The organism is Synechococcus sp. MIT S9451 (assembly GCF_047304725.1).
Taxonomy (GTDB): domain Bacteria; phylum Cyanobacteriota; class Cyanobacteriia; order PCC-6307; family Cyanobiaceae; genus Synechococcus_C.
In genome coordinates this window covers 1,562,281-1,582,787 of sequence record NZ_CP138971.1, presented here as the reverse complement: position 1 = coordinate 1,582,787, position 20,507 = coordinate 1,562,281, and the positions used below count along the sequence as shown (strand labels likewise).

Annotated in this window: 22 protein-coding genes; 12 read left to right on the top strand and 10 right to left on the bottom strand. The window is 52.8% G+C overall.

What is annotated here, in order from left to right; genetic code table 11:
- Positions 1–180: 180 nt before the first annotated feature.
- Complete coding sequence (locus tag SIB72_RS08155) at positions 181–1,299, bottom strand: DUF1254 domain-containing protein (RefSeq protein WP_413743581.1); 1,119 nt, start codon at positions 1,297–1,299, stop codon at positions 181–183.
- A 130-nt stretch (positions 1,300–1,429) separates the two neighbouring features.
- Here SIB72_RS08155 and cbiE point away from each other — a divergent pair, with 130 nt between their 5' ends.
- Both cbiE and SIB72_RS08145 read left to right on the top strand, forming a co-directional pair.
- Positions 1,430–2,776: a precorrin-6y C5,15-methyltransferase (decarboxylating) subunit CbiE gene (cbiE, locus tag SIB72_RS08150; RefSeq protein WP_413743580.1), complete on the top strand. Its 1,347-nt coding sequence runs from the start codon at positions 1,430–1,432 to the stop codon at positions 2,774–2,776.
- Positions 2,777–2,782: 6 nt separating this feature from the next.
- A complete protein-coding gene (locus SIB72_RS08145) occupies positions 2,783–2,917 on the top strand; it encodes a hypothetical protein (protein ID WP_256359483.1) in 135 nt (44 codons plus the stop codon).
- Between the two features lie 136 nt (positions 2,918–3,053).
- Here SIB72_RS08145 and SIB72_RS08140 read toward each other — a convergent pair whose 3' ends face one another.
- The 4 genes from SIB72_RS08140 to SIB72_RS08125 form a co-directional block, all read right to left on the bottom strand.
- Complete coding sequence (locus SIB72_RS08140) at positions 3,054–3,488, bottom strand: DUF192 domain-containing protein (protein WP_413745079.1); 435 nt, start codon at positions 3,486–3,488, stop codon at positions 3,054–3,056.
- 307 nt (positions 3,489–3,795) lie between these two features.
- Positions 3,796–4,227, bottom strand: a complete 432-nt coding sequence (locus SIB72_RS08135; protein WP_115120659.1) for a VOC family protein — start codon at positions 4,225–4,227, stop codon at positions 3,796–3,798.
- Between the two features lie 344 nt (positions 4,228–4,571).
- A complete protein-coding gene (locus tag SIB72_RS08130) occupies positions 4,572–5,249 on the bottom strand; it encodes a winged helix-turn-helix domain-containing protein (RefSeq protein WP_413743579.1) in 678 nt (225 codons plus the stop codon).
- 5 nt (positions 5,250–5,254) lie between these two features.
- Entirely contained in the window at positions 5,255–6,175 is a 921-nt protein-coding gene (locus SIB72_RS08125; RefSeq protein WP_413743578.1) for an NAD(+) kinase, read from the bottom strand.
- 161 nt (positions 6,176–6,336) lie between these two features.
- On the opposite strand from SIB72_RS08125, the gene SIB72_RS08120 reads away from it, so the two are divergent.
- Entirely contained in the window at positions 6,337–8,340 is a 2,004-nt protein-coding gene (locus tag SIB72_RS08120; protein ID WP_413743577.1) for a hypothetical protein, read from the top strand.
- Positions 8,341–8,564: 224 nt separating this feature from the next.
- On the opposite strand, the gene pheS is transcribed toward SIB72_RS08120, so the two are convergent.
- Positions 8,565–9,572 carry a phenylalanine--tRNA ligase subunit alpha gene (pheS, locus tag SIB72_RS08115; protein ID WP_413743576.1) on the bottom strand — a complete coding sequence of 336 codons (1,008 nt, stop codon included), beginning with the start codon at positions 9,570–9,572 and terminating at the stop codon, positions 8,565–8,567.
- 73 nt (positions 9,573–9,645) lie between these two features.
- On the opposite strand from pheS, the gene surE reads away from it, so the two are divergent.
- The 9 genes from surE (at position 9,646) to SIB72_RS08070 (ending at position 15,555) form a co-directional block, all read left to right on the top strand.
- Entirely contained in the window at positions 9,646–10,455 is an 810-nt protein-coding gene (surE, locus tag SIB72_RS08110; RefSeq protein WP_115120654.1) for a 5'/3'-nucleotidase SurE, read from the top strand.
- Between the two features lie 324 nt (positions 10,456–10,779).
- Positions 10,780–11,892: a tyrosine-type recombinase/integrase gene (locus SIB72_RS08105; protein WP_413743575.1), complete on the top strand. Its 1,113-nt coding sequence runs from the start codon at positions 10,780–10,782 to the stop codon at positions 11,890–11,892.
- Between the two features lie 34 nt (positions 11,893–11,926).
- Positions 11,927–12,223, top strand: coding sequence for a hypothetical protein (locus SIB72_RS08100; RefSeq protein ID WP_413743574.1), 297 nt, complete (start codon positions 11,927–11,929; stop codon positions 12,221–12,223).
- A 142-nt stretch (positions 12,224–12,365) separates the two neighbouring features.
- Positions 12,366–12,545: a CCRG-2 family RiPP gene (locus tag SIB72_RS08095; RefSeq protein WP_413743573.1), complete on the top strand. Its 180-nt coding sequence runs from the start codon at positions 12,366–12,368 to the stop codon at positions 12,543–12,545.
- A 7-nt stretch (positions 12,546–12,552) separates the two neighbouring features.
- Positions 12,553–12,774 (top strand): CCRG-2 family RiPP, encoded by a 222-nt coding sequence (locus tag SIB72_RS08090; protein ID WP_413743572.1) that lies wholly within the window; start codon positions 12,553–12,555, stop codon positions 12,772–12,774.
- Positions 12,775–12,996: 222 nt separating this feature from the next.
- Positions 12,997–13,191 carry a hypothetical protein gene (locus SIB72_RS08085; RefSeq protein ID WP_413743571.1) on the top strand — a complete coding sequence of 65 codons (195 nt, stop codon included), beginning with the start codon at positions 12,997–12,999 and terminating at the stop codon, positions 13,189–13,191.
- Positions 13,192–13,433: 242 nt separating this feature from the next.
- Entirely contained in the window at positions 13,434–13,592 is a 159-nt protein-coding gene (locus SIB72_RS08080) for a hypothetical protein (protein ID WP_413743570.1), read from the top strand.
- A gap of 206 nt (positions 13,593–13,798) precedes the next feature.
- Positions 13,799–14,041, top strand: coding sequence for a hypothetical protein (locus tag SIB72_RS08075; protein ID WP_115120365.1), 243 nt, complete (start codon positions 13,799–13,801; stop codon positions 14,039–14,041).
- Between the two features lie 533 nt (positions 14,042–14,574).
- Positions 14,575–15,555 carry a carbamoyl-phosphate synthase gene (locus SIB72_RS08070; protein ID WP_413743569.1) on the top strand — a complete coding sequence of 327 codons (981 nt, stop codon included), beginning with the start codon at positions 14,575–14,577 and terminating at the stop codon, positions 15,553–15,555.
- Positions 15,556–16,318: 763 nt separating this feature from the next.
- Here the strand turns inward: SIB72_RS08070 and SIB72_RS08065 are convergent.
- The 4 genes from SIB72_RS08065 to SIB72_RS08050 form a co-directional block, all read right to left on the bottom strand.
- On the bottom strand, positions 16,319–17,206 hold the full coding sequence (locus SIB72_RS08065) for a hypothetical protein (protein ID WP_413743568.1): 888 nt from the start codon (positions 17,204–17,206) through the stop codon (positions 16,319–16,321).
- Positions 17,207–17,493: 287 nt separating this feature from the next.
- On the bottom strand, positions 17,494–18,801 hold the full coding sequence (locus SIB72_RS08060; protein ID WP_413743567.1) for a S1C family serine protease: 1,308 nt from the start codon (positions 18,799–18,801) through the stop codon (positions 17,494–17,496).
- A 520-nt stretch (positions 18,802–19,321) separates the two neighbouring features.
- A complete protein-coding gene (locus tag SIB72_RS08055) occupies positions 19,322–20,170 on the bottom strand; it encodes a hypothetical protein (protein ID WP_413743566.1) in 849 nt (282 codons plus the stop codon).
- Positions 20,167–20,349 carry a hypothetical protein gene (locus SIB72_RS08050; RefSeq protein WP_413743565.1) on the bottom strand — a complete coding sequence of 61 codons (183 nt, stop codon included), beginning with the start codon at positions 20,347–20,349 and terminating at the stop codon, positions 20,167–20,169. Before SIB72_RS08050 ends, SIB72_RS08055 begins: the two co-directional genes overlap by 4 nt.
- Between the last annotated feature and the right edge of the window lie 158 nt (positions 20,350–20,507).

Sequence of the window (20,507 nt, the reverse complement as noted above, 5' to 3'; positions counted from 1 at the left end):
TTCAGAGCAAAAATGTGCCAATCGGGATCATCCGGATCATTGCTGGTATCCCAGCTGCACAAGGCCGCCCTATTCCCGACCCGGGTCGGGAATAGCGCAGGGAGACGCAACACGAAGCCTATGCCTCGAACAAACAGAACAAGCATGCAGAGGCCAGAGCAGACCTGGCCCATGCCTGCATCACTGGGCAGGTTGAAACTGCGGGGGAATCCAGCTGCCGTTGAAATAGGCCTCTGTCGGCGAATAGATGCGCACTGCAGCATTCCAACCGGGATAGATGTCTAAGTAGTTGTCTTGGCTGGCATCACCACCAACGTGAATCACATACTCACCGTTGGCGTTCTGCTTAGCGAAAGCACTGTTGATGTTGTACTTCTCACCAACCGCAAATCCCTGCTTGTCATAGATAGTCACCGACCAGAAGGCCCGGGGATCATTGGGCACATCCTTGAGGACAAGTTTCTGGGGCTCAGTGGAGTGCACCACTTTGGGGAAGGGGTAAACGGCCCCCTGTTTTGGCAGACCACCCCAACCAATCGCCACACCAAAGTTACGCATCTCCTCACTAATCTCACCTCGCTGACCGAAGGCCATCTCCGACGTGACGCCCTCAGGTGCCATCCGTTCGTTGTAGGCGGCGCGCAAGGCCAGGATCCCCTTCATGTCGTACTTGTGTGGGGAGATGAACTCACCCTTCTGTGCCTGCTCCAGCTGGATCTGATCCTGAACAGCACCTGCTTTCTTGAGATCCTCAGCATCCTGCATATTCACCTGCGTGCGCACGAAGGCGAAGACGTAGCGACTACCCATGGATTCTTTGGTCAGTTCATAGCGACCAGGCTTGTCACTGATCAGGGGAATCCAGTGCTCTCCATCCACAACTTCAAGGATCTGATACCGATCGGTATCGGGAAGCACCACCGTGGCCGGACTGTCCAAATCCAGAACCGCGAACGAATACAGCGTGTCGAAATTAGGGCGCAAAATCGTGCGGTCTTCTGGATCCATGCCTTTTTTCAGATGCAGAAACTCGCCTACACCAGAACTGCACGTGCCTTTGGCAATCTTGCGCACATATTCCGCCAAGATCACCTCGGTTTCCGCATGCGCGTAGTTGGTCTTGGTGACCGGAGTGATTGCCGTTGCGGTTTGCACCACCGCGGCCTTAGGGCACGAAGCAGCAGACGTTGCAGGCTGAGAAAGAGCGGCCTGATGCTGAGAGGCACCAAGCATCCCCAAGCTCAAGGCAGAGGCGAACAACACCCCCGAACGCTGGAGTGGGCGAAAAAGCGAAGGCATACCAACAAACAAACTTTCACTCTCAGTAGCTATCAATGCGCTGGATGGCAGATGAAGCGGCGATCAATAGGGAGCGAACAGCACCATCGGAACCATCAAGGCCACTCTCAGCAACGAGCACAATGACGGCATGATCGATGTGATCGGCACCGATGCCGGAGCTCCGCACTCCCTGCCGGCAACCCAGCAACAGCAGCTCCGCAACGCTGCGCTGATCGCGGCGCCCAAGCGTCTACTGGCGGCCCTAGACGCCTGGGAACCCTGCGGAGAAGCACAGCAACGCATTGCCAGTGACAACCCTGCAGTGCTCGGTGACGCACTCGCCGCGCTCGATCGAAACACCCCTGCCGTCGTCCTCGCTAGTGGAGATCCTCTCTGGTTTGGCATTGGCCGCTACCTGAGCGAACGCCTCGGAGCTGAACGACTGCGCTTTCACCCCGGGCCAAGTTCTCTGCAACTGGCCTTCGCCCGGTTGGGGCGTTCTTGGCAGGACGCGGACTGGGTCAGCCTGCATGGCAGGGATCCGCTCAGCCTCAGCCGCACACTTCAACAACGCCCAGAAGCACTGGCCGTCCTCACCGATCCCAGCCGCGGCGGCGTTGAGGAAGTGCGCACAATCCTGAGCGGAAGTGGCCTGGAAGCGGCCTATGCGCTCTGGCTCTTTGAAGCTCTCGGCCATGCCGATGAACGTGTGCAGTGCTTGGAACCAGGACAGACCACTCCAGCCGATCTGCATCCCCTTCATTTAGTGGTGCTGCTTGCCAAACCAGCCGCACCACCTGCAGCCATGCGGTTGCCGCTGTTCGGGCTCGACGACGGCCTCTTCCTGCAACACAGCGACCGACCTGGCTTGATGACCAAACGGGAGGTGCGCATCCAACTTCTGGCAGAGCTTGAACTGCCTGCGCAGGGCGTGTTGTGGGACCTGGGTGCAGGCACTGGCAGCGTGGGGCTGGAAGCCCTTCGACTGCGACCGGAGCTGAAGCTACTGGCGATTGAAAAGCGGGGAGGCGGGGCCAGGTTGATCCAGGCGAACGCGGAGCGATTGCAGGTCAAACCCTGTGCTGTTCTGGAAGGGGATGCCTTGCAGCTGCTGGGGGCCATGGCCCAGTGCCAGCCCACCACCTCCGTTCCTGAGTCGGTCCCCGAAGCTGTCCCGGCCGCACTGCGCCGACCCGACCGGGTGCTCATCGGCGGTGGAGGCAAACAGCGGGCAGCCTTGTTAAAAGCCGTTCTGCAACACCTCAACCCCGGGGGGCTCGTGCTCATTCCTCTCGCCACGCTGGAGGCTCTTGCAGAGCTGCGGCCGATCCTGAACAACGCCGGGCTGCAGGTCACACTCAGCCAACATCAGGCCTGGCGCGGGCAGTCCCTAGGGGACGGCACCCGGCTGGCACCCATGAACCCTGTGCTGCTACTTAAGGGGTCAGCAGCACAGAGGAGCAACACGGCAGACTCAGGCTCACATCAGTCCTGAACAGCGATGGCCCTTCAAAAGCGCGAGAAACAGGTGTCTCCCCTGCGCCTCAAGATCACCCTGCTGATCGCAGGCTTCGGACCGCTGGTGGCAGTCGGTCTGTTTCTGCAATCCAAGGGATTCTTCAATTCCGTCAACTGAGAAGACCAGAAACGACCCAGGGCCTCGATCGCAGCCAAGACAAGTTGAGGCAATGCCAAGGCGAAAGCTCTTGCGGAGATCGCGAGAGAGCGACAGCCCGGAGTGGCATGACAGCAGCTCGTCGTGGTCTTGAGGATCACTTCGTGGTGGTGGAACCAGGGATGAACGACTCAATCATCACCGCATCACCCAGCTCAATGCCCAGCCGTTCAGCCTCACCAGCGCCGAGTTCAATCACACTGTCAGCGGGATCGATCTTGCCGTCAGCATCCACATCGGCTCCATAGCTGGGGCATGGCAAAGAAGAACAGAACGGCACATCGCGATGAATGGCGATCACCCTGTTGTCGAGCACAAACACCATGTCGAGCGGAGCAATGGTGTTGTGCATCCAGAATTTGAGGAGCAACCGTCGCTTAAACGGAAACCACATCCCCCTCAGGGGGGGAAGTGGCGGCCGCTGCATCAGGCCGAGGCGTTGTTCTTCCCTCTGATCCGCCACCTCAAGGTCAATGCATATCCGGCTGTTCAAACACCAGCGCGCTTCGATCGGCAACTGCTGTGGTGGCATGCCCTGCGCCTGTGCGAACAAGGCACCTGAGCCGGTCTGCACGACCGCAAGACCAGACGCCACCGCTAAGCCTCTCAACATTCGCTCACGTGACCTCACAACGTCGATTCCTCTCGATGAACAGCACTGGCATCCATGCCCTAGGGCCGCCTTAGCGACTCTGACCAGCTGAGAGCTGCCAGTCGGACAGACAGGCCAACGATTCAGTCAAACCGAGCATGACGATGCGCAGCCCACAGCTGACCCCAGATGAAACATCGGCCGCCTGCAAACAAATAACCGCCGCCACAACGCGTTGCTGAACGGCTCAGCAACTCTTGAGCTCGATCCCGTTGCCCTCAGGGTCGCGGAACTGAATCGAAGGCCCATTTCCCTCGGCGCCAAAGCGGGTTTGCAACGTGGCCCGGGCCTCAATGCCATGGCTTTTCAAATAATCCAAGAGCGCATCGGCATCAAATGGATGCACTTTCAACGCCACATGGTCCATATTGCGGCCGCTGGCCGCTGGTGGTGCCGTATCTCCCGTAGCCCCACCCAGTTTCCCCAGGACCCCATCCACGGGAACCAAGTCGATCAGGCCATTGCCAACACGCAGATGCCAAAGATCCAAAGCTTCGTTGTGCTTTGCCAGCTCACATCCCAACACCGTTGTGTAGAAATCGAGCATGGAATCCAAGTCGCGCACACGAATGACGACGTGATCAATGCCAAGCAGAGGTAGGGACGTTATTAATGCCACACGAACTGTCTAGCAACAAAGACAAGCCCGCTACCGTTACAAACAATCAAGACCTATGAACTTCGGCCCTCTGGAGCCAAAAACTCCCCAGACAACGCCAAGAAAAGACGCACACCAGCGCAGGAGCCACCTTAAACAGAGGCACCATAAGTGTTCAGACAGCGCACCTTTCAAAGCGATCAAGACCTAACCAAGACACCCCAAACCCCCTATTCGCAAGCATGACAGATCAAGCATCTTCAACAAGAAAAGAACGAAAATAAAGACAAATTGGTTAATTGGCTGAACAAGCTAAAAGTCCGCAGCTTCAACTGAGATTGGATTCAGTTTTCGCGAGCTCAAATTCAGGGTTCCAAGGACGGCAGACCATCGCTCAGGCTGTACCCCTTACCGCGGATGGTATGAATTAAACGTTGTTCACCATTCTGCTCAAGTTTTTGACGCAAGTAGCGCACATACACCTCAATCACGTTGCTGGATGTGCGCTGATCGCCATTCCAAACCTCAGACAGAATCTGCTCGCGGCTCACCACCTGCCCAGCCTGGCTGAACAACAGCATCAGCAGGGCATATTCCCGAGCAGTCAGCGCCACAGGCCTGCCACCGCGACGCACCTGACGGCAACTGGAATCCACACTCAGATCAGCCAGCTGAAGAACGGTTGGTCGCTTGCGATCGCGCTGCTGAATCGTGAGGTGCAGGCGTAGACGCTGCAGCAAGTCACTGATGCCCAACGATGAGAGCCAGAAATCATTGGCACCCGCACTCAAGCAAGTTTCCCTCCCCTGAATGCTGTCCTCCCCCACATCCAGAAGGATCGGCATGGAGCCAACACGGGCGCGCAAAGCGGGGATCAAATTGGCCTGCGCAGCTGACACGATCGCCAAAGCGGGCGTGGCCTCAGGGGGAGGGGAGAAGGACGCCGCACCGGCACTCCAATCGAGGGGCTGATAGCCCGACGCCTCGAGGCGAGCAGCCAGCCCGACCGCCTGATCGCCCACAAGCAACACCGCTTCTGCCACAGCCGCTAAAGCTCCGTTTTCGGTGGATCCGGCTTGGCCACGTGCGGGAGACCCCAGCCCAATTTATTGCGAAGAACCTGAAAGAACTCATGGTCTGACAGGCGAACGAATCGCACCGGATGCTCGCTTCGGCGAATCAAGACCCGGTCTTCTGGCCACACGTAACAACCAGCACTTCCATCCACCACCATGATCAGCCGTTCCGGGGTGGCCGGGAACACTGTCACCGGCTCCTGGTCGCTGAACACCAGCGCCCTTGAGGCCAAAGAGTGCGGAGCGATGGGAGTGAGCTGCAGCACTGGACAATCCGGGGTAATCACCGGACCCCCGGCGCTGAGCGCATAAGCGGTGGAACCTGTGGGGGTGGAGAGGATGACACCATCAGCGGAGATGTCCACCGGCGCATGACGACCGATCGCGATCTCGAAATGGCACATGCTGGTGAGCGGCTCTCGGTGCAGAGCCATCTCGTTCAAGCACAGCGCTTCCCAACGGCGCTGATCACCGCGCATCACACTCACAACCAGGTTGGCGCGCTCCTCAATCGTCCATTGCTCGGTGAGCACCTGCTCGATCGCTTGATCGAGGTTGTCGAGATAAGCCTCCGCCAGGAAGCCCAAGTGGCCGGTGTTGATCGTCAGGATTGGCACCCCCACAGGAGCGGTCTGACGCGCTGCTGACAAGACAGTGCCATCACCGCCAAGCACGATGGCCAAGGCCATTGAGGGATCAAACCCCTCAGGCACGCAAGCGTTGTAACCCAGCATGCGTAGGTGCTGATCCGGGTTCGCAAAGCCCACCATGCCGCCAGCACTGCTGACCCGCACAACGTCATGGCCGGCCCGCTCCAGACTGGATTGGATGGTCTGCGCGGTCTCGACCGCCAGCGTCTTGCCGTCATTCACGATCAGTCCAACCTTGGGCACCGATCGAATCACGCAATAGGGAGATCACTTTATGAGAGTGAACCGTCTCCAGGGCACAGGGTGGGGATTTGTGATGCCTGCAGTCGGGTCTTGGCCCGCATCAAAGAGCACTGCCAACAAGAGTTCTCGTCGCTATGGAGAGAGAAGACTCCCTGAAGCCGATGCTGCTCGCTCGCTCCACACCCTTGGCTCTACTGCTGTCTGCTCTTGGGATAGGAGTTGCGTCTTGCTCCTTCGGAGGGGGAAACGCATTGAGCGGGAAACTCTCCCTAATGGGTGAACCGGTTCAGCAGGCCACCATCAACGTGTGGCGCAGCCGCGGTGGAGAAGACGCCAAGCTTTTACAAACGCTGAAATCGAAATCTGACGGGTCTTTCAAGCTAGCTCTCAAGCCTGAAAAAGGAAGCGTTGACTACCTCGTTGCCCAAGGGGGCAGCGTCAATGGCGAGACAGCGGACAAGCTCACGATGTTGACCGTTCTGGATCAAAACACCACTGAAAGCGTCCATATCAATGAACTGACAACCGTCGGCTCGGTATGGCCCAATGCCCAGTTATTCGAAGGAGATCAACTCACAGGCAGCACCAGTGCACTGGCGATTGGCTCCAGCCAAGTCCACAACCTTGTCAACCAAACATCAGGGACCTTCGGTGACACCCTGTTAAACAGCGCCAATCTGCTCAACTCCGAAACAGCCGTTCGCATGAACGTGCTTTCAAACCTGTTAGCTCTCTGCGGACAAACCTCTCAGTCCACTGGCTGTACTTCACTCCTAAGCCTGACTAGAGCAGACAACACCCTTGCGGCGATGATCTCCATCGCCCGCCAGCCCTGGAACAATGTTGCAGCTCTCTACCAATTATTCGAGAGCAACTACCCCGTTGATCAGGCCACACAACTTCGTTCCAGCGCAAGCCTTCCTTACCTGCTCTTCCAGCCCGATAATTTTTCCTTGTCAATCCGGCTCGATGGCGGTGGCGCACTCGCCCTCGGCAAGTTGATGTTTGATCACAAAGGCAACGCCTGGAGTGGTGCCAATTGGATGCCGGGATCGCAATCTGGCGTGGTCAACAGCATTGGCGGTGGTGTGACGCATTTTGGCCCAGGAGGTAAGGCCCTCTCTCCTCCCATCACTGGCTACAACGGCCAGGGTCTGAACGGAACCGGTTGGGGGACAGGAATCTCAGAAAAGTATGCATGGGTTGGCACATTCAATAACCGAGTCGGCGTTTTTTCACTGGAAGACGGCAAGGCCCTTGGCCCTGCCACCATCGATCAACCCGTGGGCCAACTGCAAGGGGTCGGCACTGCAGGAAATGGAGACGTTTGGATCGCCGACAACACCGGAAACCACATGATTCATTTTCCCGGTGGCGACTATACCCAGGGGAAAAGAATCTCAATCAAGGGCCTTCAGGCACCTTTTGGTGTAGCCATTGATGCTCAAAATCGCGTCTGGGTCAGTAGCAGCTTTAATAACAAAATCACCGTTTTCCCAGCGGATTCACCTGAACAATCAACTGCCATCGAGGTCAATCTTGGCACTCGCGGAATTGCCGTGGATTCAACCGGCCATGTATGGATCGCCCAACAAACCCACTCGCCAGAAGGCGCTCTAGCACCAGGCGCCAAGATCCCACCGGGAATCCCCGCCAATCCACCCCAACCGAAAACAATTATGCAGGAATTTGCGGCTGGGGCGGAGTTCTATGTTGACAATCCCACGCTGACGCAGTCTGGGGTTGCTGCTGTCATCTCACCAGACCTAAAAGTTGTCAAGAACGACATCGCAAAAGGGATCGCATACATTCCCTGGGGGGTCACGATTGATGGCAACGACAATGTCTGGATCGGCAACCTCTATGGACAAAGCTTGATTCACATCTGTGGGATGCAACCGAGCACATGCCCTGAGGGGAAAAGCACGGGTGATGTCATTCACAATTACCAAAGTGGAGTCATCCAAATCACCACCGATGTGATCGTTGACGATGCCGGCAATCTCTGGAGTGCCAACAACTGGTTTGACGGTGAGGTGGTCATCAACAAAACGCCAAACGCTCGAACCTCCACCTTTCCCGGAGGGCAGGGCCTTGTTGTGACTTATGGCGTCGCAGCACCAGTTCAGAACCCCCTGATGGGCCCAGTGCGCAAACCCGACTAAGCCTCAGCGGCAGCTGGAGCGCAGCAGCGCCACGATTCACGCGAGCCCAAAGAGGGTCGCAGCACCTCCACCGCCCCCACAGCCACCGCCCCCACAGCCGCTTTCACAGCCGCTGCAGACGGCTGTGAGCTGTGATGGGGTCGTCGCAAAGCAGGTCAGGCTTGGTTGTTCAGAAGGCAAGGGCAGACAGGTTTCCGCGCTGTCGCCCCGCCCGAGCAACGGGCTCAGAACTGCTCCAAGAAGCGCAGATCGCTGGTGTACAGCCTGCGAATGTCATCGATTCCATGGCGCACCATGCAGAAGCGCTCCACACCCAGGCCGGCAGCGAAGCCGCTGAAGCGCTCAGGGTCGAGTCCCAGGCCTTCCAACACAGCAGGATCGACCATGCCGCAGCCCATCACCTCAAGCCAGCGGCCGCGCCATTGCACATCCACCTCTGCCGAGGGCTCTGTAAAGGGGAAATAACTGGCCCGGAAGCGCACCGGCAAATCACCGAAGAACGCCTTCAGAAACGCCATCACCGTGCCGCGGAGATGGCTGAAATCGAGCCCCTCGTCGATCGCCAGCACCTCCACCTGATGAAACACAGGCGAGTGGGTGGCATCCACCGCATCGCGGCGGTAAACCCTTCCTGGAGCCACGATCCGAACCGGTGGAGGAGTCTGCTCCAACTGGCGGATCTGCACCGGGGAGGTGTGAGTGCGCAGCAGCAAGTTGTCTTTCAAATAGAACGTGTCCTGCATGTCCCGGGCTGGATGGTCAGGCGGGATGTTGAGTGCGGTGAAGTTGTAGTGATCGGTCTCCACCTCAGGGCCTTCCACCATCCGATAACCGAGACCACAGAAGAGATCAACGATCTCTTCTGTGGTGGTGATCAAGGGGTGACGATGGCCCATCGGCACGCCGGAAGCCGCCGCCGTCACATCAAGAGTTTCACGCGCGAGGCGAGCGTCCAGAGCCGCACTCTTCACTGCCTGCAAGCGCTCACTAAGCAACGCCTGCACTTGGGTTTTGAGCACGTTGGCCCGCTGACCCACCAGCGGGCGTTCGTCGCCCGGAAGCTTGCCCATGGCACCAAGCACCCCGGAGAGACGCCCTTTCTTGCCCAGCAAACTCACCCGTAATTGCTCAAGGGCATCGGCATCGGCTGCAGCAGCAATCTCTGCAGCGGCCTCTGTTTCCAGGGCCTCCAGCTGGTCGGTGAGCTGCTGAAGAGACACTGTGGCGCTCACGGCATTGGGATCGCAGCGACTGACTGTAAGCAGCAGCGACGCTTAGGTTCCCCTCAGCCCCCTCCGGCATGCCATGCCCCCGCTGCGGATCCTGATCAGCAATGACGACGGCGTCTTCGCCGATGGCATCAAAGCTCTGGCCCTGGCCGCCGCCGCCCGCGGCCACCTGGTCACGGTGGTATGCCCCGATCAGGAGCGCTCTGCCACCGGCCATGGCCTCACCCTCCAGCAACCAATCCGGGCCGAACGCGCTGATGAGTTGTTCGGCCAAGGGGTCACCGCCTGGGCTTGCAGCGGCACGCCTGCCGACTGCATGAAGCTGGCCCTGTTTGAACTGCTGGATTCCCCCCCTGACCTGGTGCTATCGGGGATCAACCACGGCCCCAACCTGGGCACAGATGTGTTCTGCTCCGGCACCGTTGCTGCCGCCATGGAAGGCACCCTGGAACAACTGCCGGCCATGGCAGTGAGCAGCGCCTGCTTCCAGTGGCGTCAGTTCGAGGGCGCCGGTGAGCTGGCCCTGGATGTGGCGGAATCAGCCCTTCGGGACGGCTGGCCAGACAACCTGCTGCTCAATCTCAACATTCCCCCCTGCCACCCCGATGCAATGGGGCCTCTGCGCTGGACACGGCTCTCGATCCGACGGTACGAAGAGCAGTTCAGCCCCCGCAAGGACCCCCGTGGTCGCACCTACTACTGGCTAGCGGGGGAAGCTGTGGAAGATCTCGAATCCGGCGGCGATGGTCCGCGTGACTGGCCCACGGACGTCGCCCAGATCCAGACCAATGCCCCATCACTCACCCCAATCCAGCCGGAGCTTTTCTGGCGAGGAGGCCTGTCAGCCCTCCCCAGCATCAACCTGAGTGGCCAGGCCGTGCGTTAAGCACCGAAGCGGTGTTCGACGCAGCCAACCTTGGCTCGATTGAACGGGCGCGGTTCAACGGGCGCGATAGATCTAAAATCGCCCAGAACCCCAGCAATAGCTTCAACACGGGACCTAGGCGCTACTCTGTGGGGGTAGCTGTGGGGGTCGAGCAAGTCTGTGGGCTTCCGAGTCGGACAAGAAAAAGGAAGGCGTGGTTGGTACGTGTTCGTAGATCGGCCATCAGCACTCCGGCTAAAGAAGGGCGGAAAGACCGCTAGACGGAAAGGAGGCGATACCCGTGAAGAGGCCCTCAGAAACGCTCTGAGGATCGAAGCGGAGTTAATGCAGCAATGGGCCAAGGAAGCTGATGCAGACCCGTTCATGGCCGCCAGAGAGCTGACTAAGGCCACTGGGCTGCCACTAGATGAAGCCTTGGACAGCACGCTCAGAGCTGAGAACTACAAACCACAGGAACGGGAACGCCTGCTGCTAGGCCTGTACGACAAAGCTGATCTTGAGAAGCAGGGACTAGAGGCAACGCTTAGTCAAAGCGAAGAAGCCAAACTCGAAGAAGTCAAATCAGATATTCGCCCTTGGAGCGAGTGGGTCACAGAACGATGCTTATTGGAAGAGGTAACTGCATCGACAGTCACTAACTGGAGAAGCAAGTTAAAACAACTTTCTGAGTGGTATGGATCTTCAATCGTAGGAACCATGACTCGCAAGCAGGCCAGCGCATACAAGCTGCATATGGTCCATAAAAAAATGAAGCCCAATACTATTCTCAATTACATCGGGGCATTCAACGGGTTCTGGAACTATGCAATCAATAACGGTGAGATAACTGGGGAGAATATCTGGGAAGGACAAAAGAAGAATCTTCCCAAACCCAAAAAAAGACAACCACTCGATCCACAACTACTGGAATCAGCAGAGACTCAGGCAGAACAACATGGAGATGTTAGATTCTGGCTTGGACGATATCAAGGCCTGCGAAAAGAAGATTACTGTGGACTGCGCTGGTGCGACCTAGACATGAACATTGGTGTCATGCACCTAAAGCGTTACGAGTGGAACGGACAAAAGAGGAACCTGAAGCTGAAGGAAGGTGGTGAAAGAACCATCCCTATTCACAGCAAACTAATTCAAAAGATAAGACTGATGCTGCCCGAAGCCTTAACCAGGAATGACAACGAACCAATATGGCCAAAGGATTACAAATCTCACCTAGAGAACTGGGGAAGCAAGTGGGCAACAAGTTTCACAAAGAACTATGGGTTTGGATCACATGATCTGCGTTCTTATGTGGTGACACAGATGATGCTCCAAAACATAAACCCTTATTACCTTCATGCCATCACTGGTCATACCGTTCCAGGTACCAGCAAGGTTGTCCTGGGATATGTAGCTCCGACCTTGGACCAAGTTCGAGAAGTGTTGGAGCTGCTGGAGTAGTCCTAGCCCAGCGATTCGGCCCTAACTTGTAGCCATGAAACACCTTCCCCTCCTTGGCACTCTTATCCTTTCAACTGCCTTAGGGGTGACCTCTTGTGTTCCAAAGAGAAGCCCAGAACGTGATGAAGCGAAAAAAGCTTGTCATGCATGGTTGAGCAAAGGGACTGAACTTTTTGGAACAACTGGAACAGTATATGCGCGTCTTTGCGCCGAAGATAAAGAGGTAAATCAGTTTTTAGGGAAGGAGAATAGTGCGGTTTTAGATGGAACGTTTGACCTTGAGACCATGGAAGTAGATGATTGGAAAACCATAAAGCTCTTCCCCTACTAGGCTCATAGGTTTATTCCCGTGTCAGCAAGGCGTTGGTGTGACCAAGATCACAACTGCTGATGACAGCAATCAATGAATCGAGTGCCAATCACGACGATGGTGTGTGAGTCGGAGGGATGACCTCCACTACTCACTGGAAATCATGACCAACACTGAACTCACCCTCGATCAACTAAAGACCATCAACGGTGGTGCTGCATTCATGAAATTGGAGGACATCAAAGGTGAAGCCACTGATCAAAAGCGCTCAGACTGGATCATCGTTGAGTCTTACAACCCTGGCAAAGGTGCCTCGGTCAACGGCACCATTGGTTACGAGTGATCAGATCATGACCAATAACGAACTCACCCTCGATCAGCTGCACACAATTTATGGCGGTGGACGTGAAGAGCGTCGGGCTGCTCGCCAAGCTCGTCGAGAAGCTCGAAGGGAGCGCAGGCACTTGGAGGCAGAGCGCAGGAGGGGGATATTCTGCTGGGCTTGGCCAGGACATCCTGATGACTGCCCGTACAGCAGTAATCCCAGAGAGCAGTCAGACCCACAGCAGTAATTAGAACTTGAACACCCCCGCCAAGAGCGGGGTTTTTTCATGGCTGTGGTGTTTGCACTTCAGCCCCTTGCTGGGATCTGAGCCTTTCACCAGAGCTTCACCAGAACCTTTCAGGAGTATGACCAGAGCAGTGCAGCGTGGTTCACCAGAAGGGCTGTGATCTTGAAGGAGTCGAGGGGGCAACACCCCCACACATCACTCACTCAACTCACTTTCAAAACCATGACTAATTTCAACACTGACTACAACACTGAACTGCTCGATCAAGAGCTGACTGACGACCAACTGGAGGCTGTCGCAGGCGGCGGCTTCTGGAAAGACGTTGTCAACGGTGTCGTTGGCTTTACTCCTCTTGGCCCTATCAACCGCATCTCTGGTGCATTTGGTGGCCCCACCATGGGTGATCTCGTGGAATGACGACCACCTCCTGATCGAAGAGAAGAGGCAAAAAGCCCCGCCACGAGCGGGGTTTTTTATTGGTTGTGGTGTCTGCACTTCAGTCTCTTACTGGCATCTGAGCCTTTCACCAGAGCTTCACCAGAACCTTTCAGGAGCATGACCAGAGCAGTGCACTGGGTCTCACCAGAAGGGCTGTGATCTTGAAGGAGTCGAGGGGGCAACACCCCCACACATCACTCACTCAACTCACTTTCAAAACCATGACTACCTTCAACACTGACAACAACACTGAACTGCTCGATCAAGAGCTGAGCTTCGATGAACTGCAAGAAGTTAATGGGGGCGCATTCGGCCTTATTGCGCTTGCAGTTGCCCAAGGAATTGCGGCAATTACATATCAAGCCACTAAAGGGAATTGAACTAATGGAAAGTAACTGATACTCACTAATGCCAGATCAGCATCAAGCCCCGCCACGAGCGGGGTTTTTTATTGCCCGCCAAGGTGGTGAATGCTCCTGTGACCAAGATCACAGAAACCGTTGACCCCGGTCAATGAATCGGGTGGCGGTCACGGCGATGGTGCGTGAGTCGGGAGGACACAAACCTCCACAACCCACTTCAAACCATGACCGACTCTGAATTGAGCCTTAGTCAACTTGAAAACATCTCTGGTGGCAGAAGCAGATCATGGCAATTAAATCCTGCCATCAGCGTCAAGCTGCATCAAGCACGTCTCAGTCCACCTGAAGCCTTATATCGTATACCTGATTGGTTCAAGATCCCTGGCGATATGTACAAACCAGTGACCCCCGAATCACGCGGAGACATGCTGAGCCGAAGAGGTCTTGATCCTGGCCCAATTGGCTGATATCCAGACAAAGACGTCTGCATCAGGCCCCGCCATGAGCGGGGTTTTTTGTTGTTTGCATGCGTTGTCATCCCAGGCTTTGACTGGGTTCTGAGCCTTTCACCAGAGCTTCACCAGAACTTGCCTCCATCCACACCACAACCAGGCACTTGGGTTCACCAGAAGGGCTGTGATCTTGAAGGAGTCGAGGGGGCAACACCCCCACACATCACTCACTCAACTCACTTTCAAAACCATGACTACCTTCAACACTGACCACAACAACACTGAGCTGCTCGATCAAGAGCTGAGCTTCGATGAACTTCAAGAAGTTAATGGGGGCATGATAAGTCTTGTTGCTTATTGGATCGCTAAAGCATCTCAAAAAAAGCGTTCTAAATAAAGGAGTTGAGCTATAGGTGAACCATTAGCCCCGCCACGAGCGGGGTTTTTTATTGCTCTAGTGAATAGCAGCAATGCTGAAGGTGCCTACTGCAACGGGCATCTGCCATCAAAGCAAGGCATTCTGCGCTCAATAGATCTTATCCTTATAAATGCAGCGTTCTCTACGCCTGTCCTTATCGCTGAGCGGTGTCGCTGCACTGGCACTCGCTAACGGCGCTCTGCTGTCTGCTGCTGCTCAAGAGGCAGGTGGTGCAGAGGATCTGGGTGATGTGATGAGCATCAGCCTCAAGGACGTGGTTAAGCCCACCCTTGGCTTCCAAGGCGCACTGCAAGGTGCTGGTACTCCGAACCAAGCAGGTATCGGAGGGTTGCTGCCACTGTCTGTTGGCGACAACAGCGTCTGGTTCCTTGATGCCCTCGCCAATGTCAACTTCGCTGACCGTGAGGGCGATAGCAGCATCATCAACACTGATGTCGCTGGAACCACCGTCAGTACCTCAACGCGTGTTGGCTATCGCTGGCTGAATAGTGACCGCAGTTGGATGTTTGGCGTCAACGGTGGTTATGACAGCAGGCCGATGAATACAGGCGGAACCGATACAGGCATCATTGTCAGCGGCACAGAGAAGAGTGCTTTCTTCCAGCAGGTGGCTGTCAATGCAGAAGCTGTTTCCAATGACTGGGACTTCAATGCCTATGCCTTAATTCCTGTTGGTGATACTGAGCAGAAACTGAACTGGTATTACCAAGGCGGCGCGCTTGATACCTACGGGCTTGATGTTGGTTATTTCATCACGCCTGAGCTGAATGCCTCTGTTGGTTACTACTACCAACATGGTGATGCAGGAGAAGCAGATGGCTCAGGTGTGCTCGGACGCTTGGCTTATGAGATGAGCAGTGGCTTAACAGCAGGAGTCAACATCTCCTATGACGAAGCATTCGACACAAGAGTTTCAGCTGATATTAAAGCTCGATTTGGTGGTTCAAGTACAACAGCGCAACGCAAAGAAGTTGAACAACTACCTGTAATCAATGTCTTAACATCAGCACCAAGCAACCGAGATGTGAGGGTGCACGACAGTTCCGAGAGAGAAGAACAACTACCTGTTGTACACCCTTGGCCGTCCTAGAAGCCTAGTCATAACTGTGCTTTGTAGCGATTTTACTAGCGAGTATGCAGTTGGTATGGAGACACAAGCTTGAATACCAACGAGACATACCAACAGACAGTACCTGGACAGCTAGCACTGAGATCAGCAACAGGGATGCCTTCTAGGAGCGAGCTCCCTCAACCCTTATGTCGACTCATCGTTACCAACGACACAAGCCAAGGATTGGACCACAAGACCACCAGCTGAGCGCAACAGACGTGGCCATCACAGCGGAGATTGCTGTTATCCGAACCCAAAGAGGGACCATTAGCTGCAACTAAGCGATGTTTAACAAAGGCTAAGATTAAAAAGCTAGAGAACACTCGGATTGATTTGCACATACCAACAACACACCTAATCGATACCAACGCCAGGCCAAAAAGCTTGGTGGAACCGGGAGCCTGCACTTACTATTGAAGTGGATATAGAGAAATTGAGACGGAGGATCTATTCAAGACATTACGGACTGTGTGCGCCTCCCGGATCAAAGCCTCGGATACAACAGCAAGTAGGGACCCTATGGGGTACTTCTAGTGTCCATGCATATACGTATGGGACTTAAGAGATATATTTTATTTTTTTGGGAATAATCCGACTCCCAACCGCTAGTGTCTGGACAACCACATCTGAACCGGTCTAAACACGGGGACTTCATGAGAGTATTAATTACAAGCTTAAAATCACCCGAATCCATCAGAAGAGAAGGATCGCAATGTCTACATCGTATAGTATAAATTGCTTTTTAGATATTAGAACATCGGTCTGCTACAGAGCCCTTATTATTGCCAGACATAAAGGCTTTAAGCTGAGCAAGCTGTGAACTTACACCTCTAGAATTCTTATTAGGCCTGACGACAGCAAGGTAATCGACAGCACTCTGGCATGCAGCTTTTTTGTCAGGATCGACCTGCAATCGTGCGTAGGCATTCACCCCAAGAGAGAAGATACACATATCCGCCCATTCAGGACTTGCCATAAACATCCTGTCCTTATATCTGTGGTCCCCAGGACTCGTGAGCCTGCCATCATCACCGATATACTTAAGAAATGATCCAAACTCTCCCCCACAAGACCCCAACTTGATTAACTCCAGGGAAGAATTGTAAAGCATTCGCCAAGGCTTTACATCCTCTTGCAAAACACCCCTTCTAGCCTCCATGGTAAACAAGGCATTGTAGATCTGGTTCATCTTTAACATAACCGGAAGTGATACTGAGTCATTTTTTCCTTCAGCACTTTTCCCTAATTTCAAGTTATTTGCACGAGCACGTTGTAGCATTAGAATGACAATCTCATCAAACTCAGAATCATTATTCTTATCATCCCAATATGATGCCACTACACCCATCATCGGGATAGACCAAAGACCAGTATATTCGTGTAAACCCTCAATACAATTACTCAGAAATTCCTTTGAAGAAGGCCTTCTTAGATCGAAACCATGCTTAGCTAACTTTGTTTTGCACTCTACGTAGCCAGGCCAGGTATTCCATATAGCTCGCTCTGTCTGATGAGCCGCTTGACCTGCTGTCGCTAGGTTAGAAAACTCCATAGGGGAAAGGTCTGCTCTTAATTGCAGTGGTGCAATAAGACTTGCAAAAAGAGCAATCGGAAAAATGGATTTATGCATGATCCTCATGCAAGACAATATTCATACAATAATCTAAAGCAAATAGGTCCCGATAGATTAACAAACTTCTTAGAACCCATAGCACCTAGCCCAAGTGATCCATCGCCGTGTAATCAAAAATTCAACTTGTCATTGGAGGCAGCCAGCCATAGACATATGGATTCCTATAGAGTTAAAACAAAAACGACCATCCAACCAATGCTAGATAAGTTTGACATTCAGAATAAGAGCGCTTAAATGCAAATCACACCTGAAGAAATTACCAAGAGACTTCCAGGCAATGTAAGTTAATTTGTGCACAATGAGGTCAAAAGATTGGAGAAGCCTACGCCATACATTTCGCGTTTGGCCTGTTCATGCATAGTCAACTCCTCTTGCGTGTTTAAATATCCTTGCCAAGTTTTGAGATTTTCCAATCGGTGTTCGGGAGTACACTTATGACTAGACTTATCTGCATAAAGACACCAGTTCTCGTCATTTTTAATTCTCAGGAAAGTCTCTTTGACCCTCCTTAGTCGAGTTTTTCTAAAATACAAATATTCTCCTTTTTCAAGATCATAAGATACTTCTTGACCACTTTGAAGCCACCATATCCTACCCATTTTTCTTGCGACTGCATATGGCATTTCTCTTTTAAAGTATTTTTCATCCTCTACGTCGTAACTTGCATCGTAGAGTAACTTGTTAGTCTTGTACAATGATGGATACCCTACCTTGTAATAAGCTATTAGAGCTTCACTACAATTTATTGCCAAATCACTATTATCTGCAGATGGCTCGTATTTTCCAGAGGATCGAGCGTGCCTAACGAAGATCCAGTCTCCTACTGTAATTTTTGAACCAATATCGAAATACCATTTCTCCGATTCTGCCTGCTGGTTTTCATAACAGTCCGGATCTTTTTTGCTAAATATCCTGCACCATATTTTATCTTTATTTTTACCTTCTTTCGTGTCCATCCTATTGTAAATCACAAATTCACCACTTTCCTCAAGTGCCTCAGGCTTGGATGGAGTATCCGGATAATATGGCTTGAATTTTAGGATTTCGTGTTCATCACTAAGTCTTGCGATATACGGCTTCTTGAGGAAAGAATTAAGTACTTGAGAAGAAACTGCAAAATTCAATCCTTCGTTTTCTTCTAGCTTAGATGTAACCATACCTGTTACACAGCCTGATTCATTAATTAATGGCCCTCCACTATTGCCAGGATTAACTGGAACATCAATTTGAACCATCTTATTATCATTCCTAAGTTGACTTATCACTCCTCGTGTTAGAGAGAAGTCCAGACCTCTAGGTGCACCAATAGCAAAGACATCTTCACCTATTATGGGTTCATTTGGTATCAGCCTAATGGGTGCTCCTCTAATCCCTTCTACTTTGATTAGAGCTATATCGTCCGCCATATTCCCCATAGCATCACCGATGACAATCCCCTTCTCTCTTGATTTGTTAGACCATCTGACAATTACATCTTTTTGACCTGATACAACGTGGGAGTTTGTTAGCAAGTGAGTGTTACCTTCTTTTTGCTGAACGACAAATGCACTACCGATACCGTCTGCCGTCTCAATAACAGCTACTGAAGGCAATAATTTGTTGTATAAATCGCTAACGGGTAACTTCGATTGGCAACCATTAAAAATTTGACTAGAATTTAAGGAGCAGGAGCTAGCAGCAAGAGATACAGCAGCTGCTATATATATTGATGTATATCGCATATTCGAGGCATCCGTACCATGTACAGCTTGGATCAACACATTAGTCGAGATGGTTGACGAATGACGGCTCATGTAATTATTTTTATGAGATAGAAGTTGAGCCGTAAAAACGAAGCAATCGCACTACCATGCCTGAAATAAACTAAGGTGACTAAAGTAATTACATTAAAGGTATAGAAGACATCCTAGAATGATTGACTGTGGCATTGGCTTGCCTCTAGCCTCAGCTGAGAATCCACTCCTTGATCATTGCTTCTGCGTCAAGTGGGTGATTGTGGATGATCCGGTCGATTCGTGCTTTAGCACTGACTGCAATAGAACCACGGCACCAGAATCTGATGCCTGTTTGGAGATTCCTGTTGTCGTTCATTTGAGAGTTGTGAGTGAGAGGTCAAACGTTGATGGACTGTTTACTGGCGACATAGTCAGAAAGTCTTGAAGCTGCTTCTCCAAGTAATGTAAGCATCTGGTCTTGAGCATGTGGCGTGTATTCATGTAGGAGCTTGTCTAATGAGTTAGGTTCGACTGAGCCCAAGAACTTTTTGATCACTGATTGAGCTGAAAGCTGCAACGGTTCACTAGCATCTTCTGCAGACTCAAGTTCCTTGTAAGCCTTTAGATTAATGATTTCAGATGGTTCTTGACGTTGTCTCGTCCCTTGAAATGAACGCTTGCTCTTGCCACGCCTCTCATCAGGATTGGCTGGATTGGCTTGACGGATTTCTGAAAGCTCAGCTTTGCTCATTAACTTCCCATTCTCAATGAATGCAATACGGACTTGTGCCTGACCTACTGAATTCATTCGTGATAGTTCGTACAAGGCGCTCACGCCATATGCACTGAGTAATCTCTGTTGATCTTGTCGGAGTTGTTCTTCTGGCACGTAGTCCCAACTGTCATAAGGTAGTTGGAGCCACTGCTCTGCCTTGAACTTGCCAGCTCCTATCAGCATGCTCACCTTCGAAGGTTTGAAGCCAAGTTCTTGAAGTGCCTCACGAAGGCTCTTGGTTAAACACCTCATTTGCCATGTCTCGACATCTAGTGAATAGCTAGCGACAACCATATGTAGAGCTGCTTGAGCTGCCTTCTGTTCACTCTCTACAGTTTCTCTCCAGAACTGCAGAAGGGTATTTGTGCAACTCTGACCACAATGGTTCATGAGTTGTTCGATGATTGAGGTGAATCTCTGATCGAGACTCCCATTGTCATTCTTAGGGGTAACGAGTTCCGAGATATTCATGATTGCTTGGTTAGTTCTTTCTCAATAATCTCTGCCATGTCAAAGGCAAATTCTTTCCAATCCTCATTGGCGCTTGCAAGAGTTTCTTTGGCTGGATCCAAGGGTGGATATTCAATACCACTTTCATCAACCCAAGAGCCAAGGTAGTAATGATCTGGGATTTCAATAGTTACTTTCATAAGTCGAATGTTTGTAAGTTTTTTGTCTAGTCAAAAGTTTGCTAGCCACTTGCTGGTAGCTCATCGTCCTGGCAAATGGCAAGATTGTGAAGTAGCTATCTAGCTATTCACTTAGATTCGGTTTGGGAAGTGTTGCCGTAGGCTCCGCCTGTAGCACT

Bases quoted from the DNA above. Each gene is read 5' to 3' on its own strand.
- surE (WP_115120654.1), top strand. From the start codon at position 9,646: ATGCCCCCGCTGCGGATCCTGATCAGCAATGACGACGGCGTCTTCGCC.
- SIB72_RS08085 (WP_413743571.1), top strand. From the start codon at position 12,997: ATGACTAATTTCAACACTGACTACAACACTGAACTGCTCGATCAAGAG.
- SIB72_RS08055 (WP_413743566.1), bottom strand. From the start codon at position 20,170: ATGAATATCTCGGAACTCGTTACCCCTAAGAATGACAATGGGAGTCTC.
- SIB72_RS08080 (WP_413743570.1), top strand. From the start codon at position 13,434: ATGACTACCTTCAACACTGACAACAACACTGAACTGCTCGATCAAGAG.
- SIB72_RS08075 (WP_115120365.1), top strand. From the start codon at position 13,799: ATGACCGACTCTGAATTGAGCCTTAGTCAACTTGAAAACATCTCTGGT.
- SIB72_RS08065 (WP_413743568.1), bottom strand. From the start codon at position 17,206: ATGCATAAATCCATTTTTCCGATTGCTCTTTTTGCAAGTCTTATTGCA.
- SIB72_RS08155 (WP_413743581.1), bottom strand. From the start codon at position 1,299: ATGCCTTCGCTTTTTCGCCCACTCCAGCGTTCGGGGGTGTTGTTCGCC.
- SIB72_RS08105 (WP_413743575.1), top strand. From the start codon at position 10,780: ATGCAGCAATGGGCCAAGGAAGCTGATGCAGACCCGTTCATGGCCGCC.
- SIB72_RS08090 (WP_413743572.1), top strand. From the start codon at position 12,553: ATGACCAATAACGAACTCACCCTCGATCAGCTGCACACAATTTATGGC.
- SIB72_RS08145 (WP_256359483.1), top strand. From the start codon at position 2,783: ATGGCCCTTCAAAAGCGCGAGAAACAGGTGTCTCCCCTGCGCCTCAAG.
- cbiE (WP_413743580.1), top strand. From the start codon at position 1,430: ATGATCGATGTGATCGGCACCGATGCCGGAGCTCCGCACTCCCTGCCG.
- SIB72_RS08095 (WP_413743573.1), top strand. From the start codon at position 12,366: ATGACCAACACTGAACTCACCCTCGATCAACTAAAGACCATCAACGGT.
- SIB72_RS08070 (WP_413743569.1), top strand. From the start codon at position 14,575: ATGCAGCGTTCTCTACGCCTGTCCTTATCGCTGAGCGGTGTCGCTGCA.
- SIB72_RS08140 (WP_413745079.1), bottom strand. From the start codon at position 3,488: ATGCCACCACAGCAGTTGCCGATCGAAGCGCGCTGGTGTTTGAACAGC.
- SIB72_RS08120 (WP_413743577.1), top strand. From the start codon at position 6,337: ATGCTGCTCGCTCGCTCCACACCCTTGGCTCTACTGCTGTCTGCTCTT.
- SIB72_RS08100 (WP_413743574.1), top strand. From the start codon at position 11,927: ATGAAACACCTTCCCCTCCTTGGCACTCTTATCCTTTCAACTGCCTTA.
- SIB72_RS08050 (WP_413743565.1), bottom strand. From the start codon at position 20,349: ATGAAAGTAACTATTGAAATCCCAGATCATTACTACCTTGGCTCTTGG.